Source organism: Pedobacter steynii (assembly GCF_900103665.1).
GTDB classification, from domain to species: Bacteria; Bacteroidota; Bacteroidia; order Sphingobacteriales; family Sphingobacteriaceae; genus Pedobacter; species Pedobacter steynii.
The window spans coordinates 610,231-628,703 of the sequence record NZ_FNGY01000001.1 but is presented as its reverse complement, the minus strand read 5'-3'; the positions used below and the strand labels follow the sequence as shown (position 1 = coordinate 628,703).

14 protein-coding genes are annotated in these 18,473 nt (G+C 40.4%); 3 read left to right on the top strand and 11 right to left on the bottom strand.

Annotated features, from left to right (window positions below):
• Window positions 1-78 precede the first annotated feature (78 nt).
• Together BLQ87_RS02465 and BLQ87_RS02460 are read right to left on the bottom strand one after the other, a co-directional pair.
• On the bottom strand, window positions 79-1,317 hold the full coding sequence (locus BLQ87_RS02465; RefSeq protein ID WP_074604535.1) for a FecR family protein: 1,239 nt from the start codon (window positions 1,315-1,317) through the stop codon (window positions 79-81).
• Window positions 1,318-1,370: 53 nt separating this feature from the next.
• Complete coding sequence (locus tag BLQ87_RS02460; protein ID WP_083361647.1) at window positions 1,371-2,030, bottom strand: RNA polymerase sigma-70 factor; 660 nt, start codon at window positions 2,028-2,030, stop codon at window positions 1,371-1,373.
• 248 nt (window positions 2,031-2,278) lie between these two features.
• Here BLQ87_RS02460 and BLQ87_RS02455 point away from each other — a divergent pair, with 248 nt between their 5' ends.
• From BLQ87_RS02455 to BLQ87_RS02445, 3 genes are all read left to right on the top strand, one after another.
• Entirely contained in the window at window positions 2,279-3,325 is a 1,047-nt protein-coding gene (locus BLQ87_RS02455) for a S66 family peptidase (RefSeq protein WP_074604534.1), read from the top strand.
• A gap of 107 nt (window positions 3,326-3,432) precedes the next feature.
• On the top strand, window positions 3,433-3,972 hold the full coding sequence (locus BLQ87_RS02450) for a Crp/Fnr family transcriptional regulator (RefSeq protein WP_245723779.1): 540 nt from the start codon (window positions 3,433-3,435) through the stop codon (window positions 3,970-3,972).
• 77 nt (window positions 3,973-4,049) lie between these two features.
• Window positions 4,050-4,829, top strand: a complete 780-nt coding sequence (locus tag BLQ87_RS02445; protein WP_074604532.1) for an alpha/beta hydrolase — start codon at window positions 4,050-4,052, stop codon at window positions 4,827-4,829.
• Window positions 4,830-4,999: 170 nt separating this feature from the next.
• On the opposite strand, the gene BLQ87_RS02440 is transcribed toward BLQ87_RS02445, so the two are convergent.
• From BLQ87_RS02440 to BLQ87_RS02395, 9 genes are all read right to left on the bottom strand, one after another.
• Window positions 5,000-6,736: a trypsin-like peptidase domain-containing protein gene (locus BLQ87_RS02440; RefSeq protein WP_074604531.1), complete on the bottom strand. Its 1,737-nt coding sequence runs from the start codon at window positions 6,734-6,736 to the stop codon at window positions 5,000-5,002.
• A complete protein-coding gene (locus tag BLQ87_RS02435) occupies window positions 6,723-7,946 on the bottom strand; it encodes a TlpA disulfide reductase family protein (protein ID WP_143010309.1) in 1,224 nt (407 codons plus the stop codon). Before BLQ87_RS02435 ends, BLQ87_RS02440 begins: the two co-directional genes overlap by 14 nt.
• A gap of 137 nt (window positions 7,947-8,083) precedes the next feature.
• Window positions 8,084-9,193: a TlpA disulfide reductase family protein gene (locus tag BLQ87_RS33150; RefSeq protein WP_083361646.1), complete on the bottom strand. Its 1,110-nt coding sequence runs from the start codon at window positions 9,191-9,193 to the stop codon at window positions 8,084-8,086.
• A gap of 69 nt (window positions 9,194-9,262) precedes the next feature.
• On the bottom strand, window positions 9,263-10,786 hold the full coding sequence (locus BLQ87_RS02420) for a PKD-like family lipoprotein (protein WP_074604529.1): 1,524 nt from the start codon (window positions 10,784-10,786) through the stop codon (window positions 9,263-9,265).
• A 31-nt stretch (window positions 10,787-10,817) separates the two neighbouring features.
• Window positions 10,818-11,600: a DUF4843 domain-containing protein gene (locus tag BLQ87_RS02415; protein WP_083361645.1), complete on the bottom strand. Its 783-nt coding sequence runs from the start codon at window positions 11,598-11,600 to the stop codon at window positions 10,818-10,820.
• 15 nt (window positions 11,601-11,615) lie between these two features.
• Complete coding sequence (locus tag BLQ87_RS02410) at window positions 11,616-13,046, bottom strand: RagB/SusD family nutrient uptake outer membrane protein (protein ID WP_172664798.1); 1,431 nt, start codon at window positions 13,044-13,046, stop codon at window positions 11,616-11,618.
• A 10-nt stretch (window positions 13,047-13,056) separates the two neighbouring features.
• Window positions 13,057-16,329 (bottom strand): SusC/RagA family TonB-linked outer membrane protein, encoded by a 3,273-nt coding sequence (locus tag BLQ87_RS02405; protein WP_074604526.1) that lies wholly within the window; start codon window positions 16,327-16,329, stop codon window positions 13,057-13,059.
• Between the two features lie 295 nt (window positions 16,330-16,624).
• On the bottom strand, window positions 16,625-17,746 hold the full coding sequence (locus tag BLQ87_RS02400) for a FecR family protein (RefSeq protein ID WP_074604525.1): 1,122 nt from the start codon (window positions 17,744-17,746) through the stop codon (window positions 16,625-16,627).
• Between the two features lie 70 nt (window positions 17,747-17,816).
• Window positions 17,817-18,383, bottom strand: a complete 567-nt coding sequence (locus BLQ87_RS02395; RefSeq protein ID WP_074604524.1) for an RNA polymerase sigma-70 factor — start codon at window positions 18,381-18,383, stop codon at window positions 17,817-17,819.
• Between the last annotated feature and the right edge of the window lie 90 nt (window positions 18,384-18,473).

The window sequence follows — 18,473 nt, the reverse complement described above, 5'->3', positions numbered from 1 at the left end:
ATCTCTTTCCATGTTCATTTAGTTTATTTGGTTAAAAATTATTTGCTCGTTTAATGGTTTTGCCCAAAGGCGCATGTACTAATTAGAAATGATCACTATTCTCTTTCTGTCGGGTTCTTTACTATTCACTTCCACCCGAAATTTTATCCTGGCATAGCTTAAAATCCGCAACGCTTTTGAAGCGTTTAGATTCCGGTAAATTTCTCCGTTAAATTTATTGGTTGGCACTTTTCCTTCATATACTACATCAAAGTTGTACCACCTGGAGAATTGGTTCATCACCGTATAGATATTGGCATTCTCAAACTTAAACAATCCATTTTTCCAGGCCACCGCCGTGCTAGTATCTACTTTTTGAATTTCGATATGCTTACCCACCAGGCTCTGCTCTCCGGGAGAAATGGTCCTTTCAAAGATACCCTGACGTTTAACTTTAACACGACCTTCCAGCAAAGTCGTAGCAGTTAGCTCTTCCTGTTCGTAGCTATTGATGTTAAAATGTGTACCAAGGACCTCGACTTCCTGGTTTCTTGATTTCACAATAAAAGGTTTTTTGGGTTGCCCCTTCTCCCCTCTGGACACTTCGAAATAAGCTTCACCTGTTAACACTACGGTCCGCTCTTTCAGACTGGCCAGTGAGGTGGCGTATTTCAAAGATGAGGCGGAGTTCAACCAGACATGAGTTCCATCCGGGAGAACCACCTGATATTGCCCACCTGCGGGAGTAGAGATGATATTGTATAAGATTATCCCTTTATTTTCTTCCCCGACAAGAGGTACACCTTTGAGCTGGTACAATAATTCTCCTTCGGCAGTTTTGGTAATGCTTACTCCTGCTTGTTCTGTAACAATCTTTCCATTTTCAACATCCGTCAAGGCAATACGTTTTCCATCCGACAGCGTTAAATAAGCTTTATCTCCTCCTGCTTTAATGTCGTTCGTCGCTAAATCCTGAATTGTCACTTTATGTTTAGAATTAAAGTTGTTATAAAAATAAAGACCAGCTGAAATAATGACCAAAAGTACCGCCACAAGTGCCGTTATTCTTTTCCATAACTGGAATACAGTGCTTTTATTGGCTGAAATTTTTATTTTTTGTTGTAACTCATCCCAGGCTTGCTTGCGATCTGTCGCAGCCATAAAAAGGAGTTCAGCTTCCATCCCATTTTCCTCCAGCAAGCCGTTAACAAACTCCTGCTGTTCAGGATGCTCATTTAACCAGGATAAAAACTCAGTTCGCTCTTGAATATCTAATTCATTACGTAGGTAGCGAAGTATTTGTTCAGCACGATTCAATAAGGGAGATTTCTCTTGCATATCTATAATGATCCCTTCAGATGAATTTCGGGTGAAAGACTTTGTCTTTTTTTTTAATTATTTTTGAAATGCTGCAAAAGTAAGGTCAGCGCAAGGAAAGTTTCTGGGTTTAGTTTTAGCCTGAGCAACTCCAAGGCTCTTTTTTTTTGTGTTTTAACGGTATTTATAGAAATGCCGAGCTGATCCGCAATTTCTTGATTTTTCAATCCTTCAAGGTATCCCATTTTTGAAATCTTTCGACATCCTTCGGGAAGAGACGCTATAGCAGCATAAATTTCACCAATCACTTCGGCCTGAATCATTTTATTCAATACGCAGGCCTCTTCAACAGGGTCAGGATCCTGGAGTTTTCTATATTTATCTACAACTTTATCATGTCGCAGGTGTTTCAAACACGCATTTTTAATATTTACATAGAGAAAATTGCGAACCTGTACCAGATTTGAGGAAACATATTCCTTTTGATTCCAATAACTTGTGAAGGCTTCCTGAACGATGTCTCTGGAAGTTTCTTTATCATGAATGATGGTCCATGCATAATACAGTAGGCGATCGTAATAAGACCTATGAAGGAGTTCTAACAATAGCACATTATCAGCAGCAGATTTAGCTACCTCTGCTTTTAACTTCTTTTGACCTATAATCATGGTTGATTGGTATTCCAATTTTAAAGCTAATATAAAGCTATGCTTTGAACTTGCAAATATAACCATCACTTAATCAATGATATTTCCTGTTCCTAATATAAGCTTGGTTTTCATTATTTCAAAAACCTCCTTAACTTGATTTAATCTCAAACGAGAGATTCTGGAAATGGTGAGCTACTCATATTAGCCAGTTATCCATTTTTGTTATGAATCTATGTCGACAATGATTAACGACTAATATATTTGATAAGAACTTTTAAAATCATTAAATCTCAAGTTGTATATTTCCATGGTTTTACTCTTTTTCCTTATTTATGAATAACCTCATTAAACCCAAACCACTTCAAACCGGGGACGTAGTAGCTGCGGTAAGTCTCTCTGCCGGACTTGCCGGGACAATCCCATATCGTTATGAGATAGGAAAGAAGCAGTTGGAAGAGGAATTTAGCATCAAACTGATTGAAATGCCTCATACCCTCAAAGACATCACTTCAGTAAAAAATAATCCAAAAGAACGCGCCGCCGATCTGATGGCCGCCTTTTCGGATCCAGAAATAAAAGCGATTTTCACCTGCATTGGAGGAGAGGATTCCATAAGGATCTTACCCTATATAGATTTTGAGGTGATAAGGTCAAATCCAAAAATTTTCCTCGGCTATTCTGATACAACAGTAACCCATATGATATGCCTTAAAGCGGGTCTAACTTCTTTTTATGGACCAGCAATACTCTCTAACTTCGCCGAGAATCAAGGCATTTTATCGTTCACTGCTGAACAAATTCGAAAAGCTATTTTTTCAACTATCCCTGTCGGCAAAGTACACGGTTCCCCTGTATGGACCGCTGCTCATCTGGATTGGTTCGAACCGGAAAATCAAAAAATAAAAAGACCTTTATTATCAGCGCCGGATAGGAAACTGCTTCAGGGGCAAGGAATTGTTAAGGGAAGGCTTATAGGGGGCTGTGTTCAGACCCTTATTACTATTGTTGGAACCGAGCTTTGGCCAAATGCTGAATCCTGGAATAGCGCTATCATATTTCTGGACATATCAGAAAGCGAATTACCTCTGAATATTTTTAGATACTTCCTTAGAAACATAGGAACTCAGGGCATCCTTCAAAGCATTAACGCTATCATATTGGGCAGACCAGGAGGACAACGCTCGATAGATGAATGTGAAGCCTATGAAAATGAACTTATCAATATCATCGCCCTGGAATTTGGGCGTCCTGATTTGCCCATTTTAAGCCGAATGGATTTTGGCCATACTGATCCGATGATGACCTTACCCTACGGTGTCCTTGCAGAACTGAATTGCAGCGATCTATCCTTTTCCATCAAAGAAAGCGGAGTAGAATAGCCTGCGTTTCAAATACCAGAACAGTTGTAATATCAAATCCAAATAGCTAAGTTTATTACATGGACCTGACTGAAAAACTAGGCTATGCCTTTCAACAATTTTCTGGCATGAGTAAACAGGACTTTGAGCTCTCCCTACCCTACTGGAAAACTATAGACTACAAAAAGGGTGATTATTACAATCAGCAAAAATCGATTTGCAAATACTTGGGTTTTGTGGTACAGGGTGTATTTCGTTCTTATATCATCGACGCAAAAACAGGAGAAGAAAAGAACATTTTCTTATACTCCGGTAATCAGTTTGTAGTTTCCTTCAAAAGTTTTATCCAGCAAGTTCCCTGCGATTACCATACGACCTGTTTAACGACAGCAACAGTTATTCATATACACATTGCAGACCTGCTGAAACTTTACAAGCAATCTCATAAATGGGAAAGTTTTGGCCGTTTACTGGCTCAGGAAGCGTTCAACATCGCTATAGAACGTACCGAAAGTTTCCTTTTTCTAACACCAGAAGAGCGTTACCTGAACCTGATCAAACATCATCCAGACATCTTTAACGCCGTACCACTCTACCATATTTCCTCGTATCTCGGCATCCAGGGACCGTCACTCAGCAGGATTCGTAAAAGACTATCACATAGATAATACGATTTTAACCCAGGTTAAACATTTCTAGACACATACTTCCCAACTTTGTATCGTTAACCTTAACCAATAAAAAAATGATACAGTCAAAAACAATTATCCTCATTCACGGTCTGTTTGTTAACAATACAAGCTGGGCTGCATGGAAAGCCTTTTTCGAGCAAAAAGGATACACAGTTTACACTCCTGCCAATCCAGGACATGAAGGAAACCCTCAGGCTCTAAGAAACCAAACTCATCCTCAGCTCACACAAACCAGCTTTGAAGATGTCGTAAATAATATCATTAAACTCATCGACACACTTCCTGAGAAACCTATCGTGGTAGGCCACTCGTTAGCAGGGCTTGTTGTACAGAAATTGATTGAACTAGATAAAGCAGTTGCTGGAGTAAGTATTGATGGAGCTCCTCCAAAAAATGTACTAGCCCCATGGTCTACCATTAAGGTTGTTTATCCGGTAGTCGATTTTTTTAAAGGAAACTCGCCTTTCATGGGCAGCAAAGCCTGGTACCGAAAAGCCTTCTTTAACAATATGTCGCTAACTGAAAGTGAACAGGCTTTCGAAGACATAGCAGTACCAGAGAGTAGAAAGATTGCCAGAGATACGCTATTAAAACCATTTGCTAAGGTTGATTTTAAGAAAGCTCACCAACCATTACTTTTTATAGCCGGAGAACAGGATGCAATCTTCAATCCTAAACTTACCAAAAAAATTGCTGGAGCTTATAAAGATCCGAACAGTGTAGTTGACTATAAAGAATTTCAAGGACGAAGCCATTTCATCGCTGGTCAGAAAGGCTGGGAGGAAGTAGCACAATATATTGACCAATGGATCAGCGAAAAATTAGTTGCCTAAACTCGGGTTTATTTTTATGATACAGAGCCTGATCACAAACGTGACCAGGCTTTATAATTTTCAAAACATTACAATTCTTTAGCTTCTAAGCGCATCATAGATTTGCCTCGTCACAAATGTTAAAAAAAAACAGGATTATTTTAGAAAGACAGGACCCTTGGCTATGTTTGCTACTTGCCCAATTCTCTTGTCTTTAAAACCCGGTTATGCTTCGTAGAATAATCCTTCATGCTATTAATAAGGTTATAAATCAACGCGGATGGCATAATTAAAGTCCCCGTCCTGCTAAACCTTGCGATATTAATTCCATAAAAATTACCATCTGCATCGTAAACCGGCCCGCCGCATTCCTCAGGTTTAATGATAGCATCATGAACCAAAACCTGCTTAAAACCATCCAACCTCCTGCTACGACCACCATCAAACTGACTATCAGGATGACTGTTCCAGTTGGGCAAAAATCCAAGGAACACTGGCAAATCAAATCTGACACTGTCTCTGACTCCCTGAATACTTATCCTTTCCTCCGGAAAATGCTTGCTTAACTCAGCACCATAATCCTGAGGCACATAGATACCAACACGATTAACTCCGGTCAGCTGATCATACTGTTTAAGACCAGCTTTTTCTGCTGGACTTCCCTTTGCAACATTCCTCAACATAATCTTACCATCAGAAAATATAGCACCAGCACCAAAAAAACCAACACTAAAAAACCTTGATAAAGAAAAATATCTACTGCCCAGCACGCTCATTCTATACTCATGACCAGGCAACACAGAAATCAAAAATTTACCCAAATCTTCAGATCCTGTGCCCACAGTATCAGGTTTTTCGTTAAGCTGAATTCCATTTTTCAATCTCCTTTCTACCTGCATGAGTACCAGATCATTTTCTTCATCCCTATTTAAAATTTTAACAAGATCATTTTGCCCTGAAGAAAGTTCCAACTTCACATGATCCCCTACCATCGAATTTTTGCTCAGCAGATAAGTGTACCGATTGGCCTTTCCCAATTTTCCCACGTCTAATAAAAATGGTGTGCTCAACACACGCTGCATTTTACCTTTAATAAGACTATTGATCCAAATGCCTGTAGTTACAGCCTTTAAGTTTTTCGTTATCACCTCCCCACTAATACTTTTTACATGAACTAATCCTGCCCCTGTATCTACAGCAATTACATCTTCAGTCAGGCGCTTTAAATCGGTATAATCTACCGGAAGGTTTAATTTTGTCCAATATTTTCTATAGGTATCAACAGGAACATCAAAATTATTTTTTTCTGGCGCGTATATGTAACTTCTTAGTCCAATGACCCGGCCCAGAAAATCAAATAACGGACCGCCAGAATCTCCCTGCTCCATTTTACAGCTGGATTCAATAAATCCCTTATCGGACACAGGCTTAGAAATATAGCCAAATCTAACAGTTGGCAGAGGCTGGTCTAACATCACCGGATAGGAAATTCCAATGCAGGGATCACCACTGTTCAATTTGCCAGACCAGCCAAGTGGCGCATAAGGCCACCTGCCTTTGTCTTTTATTTTTAACACCGCAGCATCAAAAGACCCTATTCTTCCTAGTCCAGTAGCAAGGACCGTTTTTCCATCTGGAAAATACAGCTTATATATTCTACCTGGAAAAGCGGCATGTGCAACCGTGAGAATATGCCCCTCAGCAGTTACAGATACCCCACTAAATTGACTGCCTATATTAGCTTGTCTGAGCGTATCAAACTCCGAGATCTTTACACAGGCATCGTAAGACCTAGAAATTGCCTTATTGATTCCTTTTTCAAACTGTTTACGCTCATGCTGACTAAACACAGCCAAATGAGTAAACAGAATTCCAATTAACAAGGTAAGCGAGTAGATTTTCATCCCCGGAGACTTAGATTTTTTCACTTTTTAATTTTTCTTTAAAAATTTCTGATAGCTTATTTTCTAATACCACTCCACGCAGATTTTTGGAAATGATCACACCATCCGGATCTATAAGTATATTTTGAGGTACCGAACTAACTGCATAGCGCATACCAACCTCATTCTTCCAGCCTTTCAAATCACTCACATGCAACCATGGAAGACCATCATCCGCTATTGCTTTTAACCACAAATCTTTTTTTTCGTCCAGGGAAACAGCAATTATTTCAAAATTATTGTCCCTAAATTTATCATACACACGTTTCAAATTAGGATTTTCTAACCGGCACGGTGCACACCAGCTAGCCCAGAAATCAATCAATACATATTTTCCTTTCAGCGAAGCAAGCAAGACAGGCTTGCCCTTTGGATCGTTCTGCGTAAATAAAGGAGCTAGTCTGCCAATGGCCGTTTTAGATAACAATGCTTGTTTTGCAAAAGCCGCCTTACCTGCATGGCTATTCCTAAGATTCTCCGGAAAAAGATCCAGTAGCTCCTTTTGCATAGCGGCATCAAAAATTTCGTTTCTAGCTGTAATCAAATCCCAGCTTACATAAGAATTGAGATGTGATTTAATAAAATCATTCTGTATCGGCTCCATGTCCTTGGATACAGCCAAAAGCTTTGCAAAAATGACATCATTCTCCTGACTTTTACTTTGCTCTCCAGCACCAAGTTTCGCCCTGCCCTCAATAATTTCCTTCTTTCTTTCAAAAAAAGGATTGAGGGAGGTCTGCAATGCCTGATATTCCCCATGTGCTGCAGAACCTTTTATTATCGCCGTTTTTAGGGTTTGCCCCTTAATCCTTATATCTCCTTTATCCAGATAAAGAAAAATTCCATCCCGACCAATAATTTCATCATCAAATGAAATTCCGATAGCGAAAGCAGGACTAAGATCTGCTTTTATAATACTCAAGGTACTTTTAACCGGATGACTTAAAGAACCTTTAAAAGCAAAACTGCCGTTAACGAGCATTGTGGTATCGCTAATTAACTTACTGCCGTCCCAGTACTGGAGAACTGCCTGTGAGGATATTTCCGGTTGATCAACTTTCCCTTTAATACTAAAGCCCAAAGGATTGGACGTCTGTCCCTCCGCTATACTTCCCAAAAAAAGGACTGCCAAAATTATACTCTTTTTCATAATTTTTATTGTATTTGTAAACTCATCCAAATCAATTGATTCCAAAGGTTCTTTTAAAGCGTCGATCTCAATATTGTCCGCAAGTGTCCATTCGATTGACCTAAGAAGCTCAGGTTATGAAGTAGGTTAGACACTATAAATTAATCTCAACACGCTGGCTCCTGTTGTCATATTTTTTCAGCTTAAATTTTTTCTTTAAAAATCTCCTCAAGCTTTTTCTCCATTTCAGTTCCCCCATTCGGATCAGAACCGAGTTCTTTAAAGAGCAGCTTGCCTTCTGGAGAAATGAGAAAAATATTTGGTATTGCTGATACAGCGAACCCGATTTTAGCAATTTGCTTGGTATCCAGAACCTGCGTCCAAGGCAAATTATCCTCTCCCACTGCCTTTAACCAGTTCTTTTTATCCGCATCGATAGAAACGCTCAAGATCTCCAGTCCTTTTTTATGAAGCTTTTCATAAACGTGTTTCAGGCGCGGAAAAGATGCTCTGCAAGGGCTACACCAACTTGCCCAAAAATCAACTAAAACGTAACGCCCTTTATACTTGCTAAAAGAAATAGCCTTACCCTCAATATCATATAAAGTAAAATCAGCAACTGTACTTCCCAATACTGAATTTTTGGTTCCCTGTATCATTGCATTAAGCTCTTTCCCCTTTTCAGTTGCCTTACCCGCTGCCGATAGTTTATTATACAGCTCTTCTTTCAGCACTAAAGGATAAGCAACTGTTAGGTCGGCAAGCGCATATGTTGTCGCATATGAACCAGGAAATTTACTTACCTGTTCTCTGAGCAGGTCCAGCATTTTCTCCTTTGAAAGGCGGTCGCGTTCCAACATCAACGCATTATAATTTGGTGTCCCCTGATCCAGAAAGGCAGATCCGAACTTCTTTTTCAATTCTTCATTAACCTGTCTATGCATCGCAATTTCTTTGTTGTTGAAGTCGTTAAAAATAGTAGGAGTTTCCAGACCTGAGAATTTGACGACATAACTTTGTACGTCCATTTGGGCATTGATTGTTCCGGCCTTATCAAACACCACCCGGAAAGGACGATATCCGGGTTCGTATTCCATGTGCATGAAAAGTGCCTGGGGACCTTTAAATGCTATTTCAAGCGCAAACCTGCCGTTTTGAATCGTCGCGCTGTCTTTGTAAGCATTTAAATCTGTGATGTAAACCTTGTTTTTACCTTTTGTATCCCCGGTTACTGTGCCCTTAATAGATACCGTTTGTGCAGACGCACCTGTTGCAGCCAGTAATAATACCAGCATTAATTTTAATGATGTCATTTGAATTTATTTTGTGTGATTAAGTGAAGAGAATTGCCTGAAAATCATTCAGGCAATTCGGGCTTACTGTTATTTCGGATAGCGCTCTCTATAAGTGATGTCTTTTATTTTTCCAAAGCCGGCATAGCTTTCCAGTAAGACCAGATCTTCATTAACAGCCGGTACGGTAAACAATTCAAGTTTACCATTAGAAGCCGAGGGCTTAGCGGGATCGTAACTTCCAACAATCAGCTTATTGCTATACTTTGATGTAGCTGCACCAAAGGGGTATACGAAAGGATGAAAACGCAGCAAGGTGATTTTTTCCGACCCTTTATCCAACATCAGTTTGCTCTTTTTCAGAAACATATCATACTCATATAACTTACCTCCTACGCTATAAAACACATAACCCAAATCAGGGCTTACCGCAAAATTTTCAGCCAATCCGATATCCGTGGCATCCATCACATCCCAATAGTTTTGCTGAAAACTCACCCCAAATGCAGCAAGGCTGATTCTGGCCAGGTAGAAATTTGCAGCTCCCGGATCTTTAAGTACAGCAAAAACATCCCCATTAGCAAAAGAGCCATTATACGTGGTACTTTCCATATGCACCAGATCTTTACCTGTCGTAAAATTAAAAAGTGTCCCAGAGGGCATTTCAGAGCAACTTACTGTAGAAGGCTGATGATTTACAAATTTCCTATTGGTGGCATCATACAAAATGCTTGGACCATAAGTAGAGAAATCTCCTTGTATCACGCTGGCTACAAATGGTGCCGCCCGGAATTCTGTTACAGAACCGGTCATCACATTTATCGGCACGCTGTAAAGGTATCCCGAATCGTCTTTATAATAATAAAACTTCCCATCTTTATACAGATAACTGTTACTTCTGCTCCCCTTTGGTTGTACAAAATCCGCAAGAAAATTATCTGGCACAGAAGGCATCAAGGTTTCATAAGATATATACATCTTAGGATCCCAAGCAAAGGACTCAGGATCTATCTTGGTGGTACCTGTCCCCATTGCAGAAACATAGATCCCTTGTTTGGAAGATTTGTAAGGGAAATAACTGACATCTACGGCAGCACCTTTCAATTTTAAAGTTGAACCCGTTAATCCCAACACATCATATACGGGTGCATACACCTTATCTTTTAATGAAACCATATCCAGACGTGCTGTTCCGTCAACATCTCCCAAAACCAACCACCCCTCATAGATAGGCGTTACGATCGAAATACTAAACATTTTGGCCCATTTTACGCCAGTCTGGGTGTCGGTCACCCTATAATAAACATTATTATGGGTACCAGGTGTCAACTTAATCTCTGTATTGAGATTCCTGGTATTAGCAATATCGATCCGCACTCCTTCGGCTGAATACCATTCATATTGATAGCGTCCTGCATCTGCGGAGTTATCCATAGTAAAATTCAATTCAGGGGTAATGACTAACGGCTGCCCAAGAGATACTGTATAACTGGCTGCTATCCCACCAATCTTCACTTCATTAATATCTTTTATATCACCAGTCAAACTATCCTTCTTGCAGGATATCATCAGCAGGGTTAAGCCGATGATTGAAAAACATATTCTTTTTAACATCTTATTTTAATATTTAGATGAATACCTACTGTTATTTTTGAGCACCAACGCCCATGACCATTTCATCTTTTTCATTCGCTTCATAAACCGTATTGCCAGCTAATCTTTGAGCGTTCAAATACCGCTGCATAGCAATTCCGTAGTTTTGAACGACCTGAAAATCGACATTAGAAAAAGCTGGCCCACTAAATTCCATTGGATTAATCTGGAGCACCTTAATCATGAGATAAAATTTCTTAGCCGAAAATGTTCCAAGATAAAACGGATACCAGCTTAACGGCTCCTGCAAAATATCAGTTGAAAACAACCTGAACTGGCTAAAACTACTCGTCTTGCCATTACTCAATTTCAGATCCTGTAAACCAGTGACAAAATTCTGATTGGGCGCCAATTGAAATACCAGTGAAACAGCCTTTGTTTTCAGGTCTGGAGTACGGTGCATTACAACCTGCAGAGAATCCACAAGCTTACCTGCAGGGATCTTAAAATCCTCCCGATAAAAGTCATAATGGACACCTTCTTTTGCTGTCGATTCGGCTGCAACTTTAACCGTATAAGAGCGATCTACATTGGACACATCACCCGAAGCGCGAACAGGGATTTTCACTAAAGAATCCTGAAGATTATTTGTTAAGGTAAAGGATACCGAAAGGCTATCCGTTCCCCAACCTGTTATAGGAACTATCCCCGTAGAGAAGTATATATTTTGGGGGCCACTATAATATTGCAGCTCCTTCTTTTTGCAAGACGCAAGCATTACCAGCATCAATGCACATAGTTGTATCTTTTTCATCATTGAAATTTTAAATCTCATTGTCAGCTTAATTAATTACCTGCCACTTTCCGATTCAGGAATTGGCACTACGTATTGCTGCGCGCTTACCGTTAAATTACCACTTGCCGCAGAACCATTTGGAATAGCAGTCAGCGCTCTTCTTTTGTAATAATAAAACAGTTGGCCCTCTCCAAAGAACTCTCTCACATACTCATTTTGAATTTCATTCTGGAGGTTTGCTGTTAAAGGAAGATCTTGTAATCCACGCTTTTTCAGCACTGTATTCAGGTATTTAAATGATTCGGAAGGATCAGTATGGCTTTCGGCAGCGATATAATACATTTCTGAGATCCGGATCAGAGGTTGAAAAAACCGTCTGAAATCTTCAGAATCGACAATTACACTTTCAAACTTAAAAAAGCTAAAATCACTTGTTCCGCTTGGCGGCACCCTGAACCAGGAAATATACCGAAAGTCACTTGGTGAATAATTTCCAGATAAACGCTGTTTATGTGGTGCCAAAAGATTAGCCGCACCGACATCATACCTGAATAATACATCAAACTGTTTATATATGTCCAGATTTTGTAATCCGAATAAAACTTCAGAACTAAATTTCCTATCGGTGTAAGCTGGCGTAATCGCTTGCCCATCATTAGTCCAGGTGAACCACTTACTGGCCTCGGTGATCACCTGTGCTGCGTAGGAAAGTGCCTTTTGTTTATTACCCGCATATAGATTTGCCCTGGCCTGTAGTGCTCTGACTGCATAATAATTCATATGCATATTCCTGTATTTGTAAAAAACGTCCGCATCGTTTGGCGCTGATACTGTTTGTTTGCCGTCCAGAATGATCGGATCATTAGCCAACAAGGTTGCAGCTGTGTCCAGGTCACTAAGGATTTTTTCCATAACCACATTTGCAGGTAAGCTACCGCTACTTTGTGTTTGGGCTTTCGTATAATATGGGATTGATAGCGCTGTTGGACTCGTCGAATAAACAGGACCAAATAAACGCAGTAGATCCAGGTGCAACATGGCTCTCAAACCATAAGCTTCACCTTTTAGTAAACTGGCTTTACTAACCGATAAAACCCCCGGACTGTTGTTTAGCTGACTGATAAATATATTGAGGTTCAGGATCTGTTTATAGCTTGTACTCCAGATGTTATCCATTGTAAAAACGACCCTGGCATCATTGTAATTGTAGGCGGCATATTGAGCCCAGTTATGATTAAATGCACTCAAATTATAGCGTTGCGCCATTACATCAAGTGTACTCATAGTGAGATTTCCTCCGTAGAGATTTGGTCCCGCCATATTTACATAGACACCATTCAGGGCTGTTTTAACTCCATTCTCGGTACTAAAAACCTGTGATTCCAGGAATTTGTCGTTTGGTTTTACGTCCAGGTACTTTTTACATCCTGTTGCACCTACGATGCAAACCAGACCTGTAAGAATTTTTATGATATAGTTTTTCATCTTCTTATAATTAAAAGGAAACATTAAGACTGGAAGAGATGGTATTGGCGAAAGGATAGTCAATGCCCCTTTCGGCCTTCACACTTGCTACGCGGAATATATCATTCATATAAACATTAAACCTAACGCTCTTTATTCCTAGCTTTTTCATAAGCCGGGTATCGTTGATCCAGTATCCCACATTAAATGATTCTCCAACGATGAAATTATTTCTTTGAACAAACCTTGAGGATATAGGCGTGCGGTCAGTAAGGGAAATCCCTTTAAACTGGGCCCTGTCACCTACATCTTGCCAGCGGCTATACAAAGCCCTTTTGTCCTGATTTAAATAAAGACTGTTGATATCTATATTTTCAACTTTATTGTATAAAGCCTCATTAAACAGATCGCCTCCAAAACTATATCTCAGGTTGACCCCGAACTGAAACCCTTTATAACTTAGATTACTGCTGATCACCCCCTCAATGTCAGGACGGGAATTACCTACCACCTTAATGTCATTTACATTGTATGTAAAAGTATATTCTCCCTGAGCATTGATAAAAAGTTCCCGGCCGGTTCCAGGGTCGATCCCAGCTGACTCTACAGCCCATATATCGTCGGGGCTGTGACCATCTGTATACCTGATTAACGAGTTGTTGGCAAGCTGCTGACTATTTACAGAATTAAGGATATTATTGAAATTGCCATATTTACTTCTCACCATACTGGCTAGTAAACCAATGGACCAGGTCAGTCCATTTGGCCTGAAATATGGTGAAAAACGGACGTTTGCTTCCAATCCTTTTGTAGTTAAATTTCCTGCATTGGTCGCATAACCAGATATTCCAGTTGAAGAGGGAGGGTTGATAAAAACAACCAATGGATTTGAATATTTATCATAAGCATTCAAAGTCGCGCTTAGGCGGTTGTTGAACATGGAAAGATCTATCCCTACACTAGTTTGTAAAGTCTTCTGCCACTCCAGGTTCTCGTTCCCAAAAGAAAGTACAGAAACACCCTGGCCCAATATATTCGTATTAGTTGCATAACCATACGTAGAGATGGATGAAATACTCGCAAACCCTTGGTTTCCTGTAGTGCCCACATTTCCCCTTAAACGTAGCAAGCCAACACTACTGTTTTGTAGAAAACTTTCGTTGTGTACATTCCAGGCAGCTCCTGCCGACCAGAAAGGCGAATACTGCTTTTGTGACCCAAAAGCGGTGGAACCATCAAGTCTATATGTAGCATCAATTACAAAGCGCTGATCGTAAGTATAATTTATACTGGCGAGCACATTATTCCTACGATATATCCTACTGGCACGCTGAGGCTTAGAATTGGGCTGATAACTAAAAGCAAAAGACGGATCGCCTGCGGTACCCAGCGGAAAGCCTGTTGCCACCAAACCAATACTTTCGTCTTCCTTCTGTTCAATATCAGCCCTGAGGTTGGCATTAAACAATTGTTTTTCAGTAAATGCCTTGGCAAAGGTAAACATCAGGTTGGCATTATAACTCAAATTATCCGCGCGGGTTTGCTTATAAGAACCGCGTTCATAAATTGTAGAATTTTGAAACATGGTATGCTCCGGCGGAGTATAAGTTATATTTTTAAGCCCGCCCCGGTTCAATTGTAAACCACCGTCCAGTTTAAATGAATTGTTGAAAGTAAAAACTGCCTGAAGATTATTTTGAATGTTCAGGTTGGTAGTACGGTTCTGGTTATCTAAAGTCGCATTATATAAAGGGCTACCAATATTTCCAAAACCTGCAATGATGCTGGTACGCGGCAATGTTTCCAGATACATCAGCACCTTCCCATCTTTATCATATGGTGTATTATAAGGATTGGCTCTGGAGAAATCTGAAAACGAACCATAAGGTGATTCATCAGCACGGTAACCATTTACATACAGCTTATTGGCTATGCTCACCTTGTTTTTTCTATAAACCAGGTCAACGTTCGCTCCCCAGGTTTGCCTGCCGGAGCCCTTCATTAATCCTGTGGCATTCCTGAAATTCAGACCAACACTATACCGGACCTGCTCATCACCCCCATCTGCATATACAGAATGGCCATTTGTGAAGCCGGTTTGACCAGGTACTCTAAGCCAGTCGGTATTCACGCCTCTGCGCACATTTGCCAGGCGGGCATAATACAGGGTATCTAAAGTGGCCTGAGTTAAATAACTATTATTGCCATTGAAGGTAAAACGTCCTGAAAGCCTTTCAAATTCTAGCTTCTCAGCAGCATTCATCAAGTTGTAATCACTAAGATCCAACATTTCAACCCTATAATCGCCTGTATAACTTATACGCATCGTACCAGGTAAAGGCACCTTAGTTTTTATCACGACCACACCATTTGCAGCTCTTGCGCCATATAGTGCCGTTGAAGCCGCATCTTTTAAAATTGTGGCTGAAGCTACCCTATTCATATCAAGATCAACAATAGTTCTCAGGTCAGTCTCAAAACCGTCCAGGATGAACAGTGGCTGATTGGGATCTCCTCCAAACTGATCTTTAAGTTCTGTCTGGGAAAGACCGCTCTTTCCACGAAGCTCTATAGTAGGTAAAGTATTTGGATTTGAGCCCATCCGGTTATTGTCTAAAACAATAATAGAAGGATCCAGCGTTTTCAAACTCTGGATGATATTCTGGTTGCCAATGGCTTTTAACTGATCGCCCGAAATGGTTACCGCAGCGCCGGTAAAACTGTCTTTTTTACGATCCATCATACCGGTAACCACAATCTCACCCAGGGATGTTTTCGTTTCCAGTAAGCTGATATTAATAACACGACGGTCGTGAATTTTGATTTCCTGAGTTTTGAAACCGATATAAGAAAAGACTAACACATCAGTACCCTCCACTGTAAGGTAATATCTTCCCTGGCTATCGCTGGTGGTCCTGGTTTCTTTTCCTTTTACCCGGACTACCGCTCCGGGAAGAGGCATTCCCAGCGAATCAGTAACCTTACCGGAAAGCTGGTAAGGTGCGACCATGGTACGACTTTCCAGTGCGCTGATCACCACGGTCTTTTTTACCACTTTATAGGAAAAGGGCAAATTTCTCAAACAAGCATCCAATGCAGCTTCGAGTGGAACATCATGCAATTTGATATTGACCTCAATGTCGGAAAGATCTCCCGGGTAAAAAAAAACGTAGTCAGTCTGTTTTTCTATATTCCGCAAAGCTTTTTCAAGAGAAACATTTTTTTGGTTCAGCGTAATCTGACCAAAACCCTTAGCACCGACCTGCAGTAAGGAGAACAACATCAATATCGTCGTCAATTTCATGATCCTGACTATTTTTAACGTTAATGGGGGCCACGCACAAGGCATAGCTATATTAAAAGCATTAATTTTCATACTTTTGAGTTTCTGGGTTAATCCGTGAATTGGTTGTGCAATTAATTTATCATCCTGAAAAGGATGAAGGGTCAGCTCAGTATATTGCGCAGGAGTGTGCCAACACTTCTGCGTTTTTCTGATTAACCTGCCGGAATCATCAAGGTAAGTTTTTAGTCATGGTTTGGTTGGTTTAGGTTAAAGAATAGTTGATTTTTGGAACGCGCATAAGCGCGTTTTTAGGTTATGGATATATGGTCATCCTTCTGCCGGTGATTTTGAATTTTACCTTTGAAAAGCTCAATACCTCGAGCACGTCATTTAAGTTCATATTTCTATAGACCTTGCCATTAAAGGTCCGCTTGGGTACCGGCCCTGCAAAGTCGACATCAAGATTATACCAGCGAGAAAGCTGACGCATCACCTCACCCAGGTTACTGCCTTTAAATACAAAGAAGCCATTTTTCCAGGCAACGACTTCATCTACATCCACCCTTGAAACACGCGTTACGCCGTTGCTTAACATCGCCTGATCACCAGGGAGCAACACTATATTGTTGTTAACTTTTACACTACCTGTCAGCAAGGTGGTTCTTGTACTCAGTTCATCCGTATAGGCATTTACGTTAAAATGTGTACCTAATACCTCCAGCTCCTGCCCTGCTGTGCGCACCTTAAAGGGCTTTGCTTTATTATGGGCAACTTCAAAATATCCTTCACCCACAAGTGTTACGATCCGGCTATTTCCTGTGAACTTCGACGGAAAAAGCAACTTACTGTCCGCGTTCAGCCAGACATGAGTGCCATCGGAAAGCGTCACCTGATAAGTGCCACCCCTGGGTGTTGAAGCAGTTAATGTTTCTACATCTTTGTTCTGTGAAGTCTCTTCCTCCGAAACTGATTTACTTTCTACCCGGGTACCATCATTGTACTGCAAATCATCTGAACCCAATACCAGTCCGGTTTTCGCATCGCTCAACTGTATAGTTTTACCATTCCCCAGTTTTAGCGTCGCTGTGTTCTTTCCTGGAGCAAGACTTGGTATAACATTAGAAAACTGTTCAACATCATCCGCTTTTTTGGAATAGTAAAATAAGCTAACGCCAAAAATAACAAGGGCAGCAACTGCCGCAGCAGCGATACACCACCAAATAGGCAGAACTTTTGCTTTCTCTTCATTTTGCTTCGCCCAGAATTTTTTAAGTCCTGCCTGCTGTAGTTCAGCAACTTCCGAATCGATCTCATCCAAACTAATCATCTGTTTCTGAAACGACTCGCAGGCTGAAATGTATAAAAGTAATTCCTGCGAACTGGCAGTGCCAGTTTCAATTTTTTTCGCCAGTACGATCAGTTCTTCGTTACTCATTATTATTGCGTTTATAATAAGAGAGTACCTTATCTCAGAAAAGTATAGACAAGAATTAAAAATATATTTTTTAAAGGAAGAAATACATCCAGAAATGCATGTTGCCAAGGTTCTCCCTTAACTTACCGAGTGCGCGTTTGATCTGAACGGCAACGGTTCCTTCGGATATCCCAAGTTTGGCAGCAATCTCCCTATTACTGAGTTGCTCTTCTCTACTCATGCGAAAAATCTCCTTACATTTTTCAGGAAGCTGGTGAATAGAACTGTTGATCACGGCCTGAAGTTCCTTGAACTCCAAACTTTCATCATTTATAGTAAAACTAGTTGTATTAAGGGATGCAAGTACGTGATTCTCCCGGATCATGCCCCGTCTGATGTACTTTGCAGCCTGATATTTTATTGCAGCTAATAAATAGGATTTCAAGTTATTGATCTGGTGATAAGCCCTATGCTCCCAAAACCAGGAAAACACATCCTGAACCATATCATCACATACAAATTTGTCATCGATCATATGATAGGCATATCCAAACAAAGCTCTGTATAACCTGTTATAAACTTCGTTAAACGCAGCATGGTCACCTTCTCTTACGAGAACGAGTAACTGTGTTTCACTTTCTTGGTTGTAAGGAGACATTTTTTCCTGCGATGATTACCTGTTATGATATTAACTTTATTGCACCAATTATATGTATTAATTCTGAGATTACCAGTAAAGTTCTTTCCA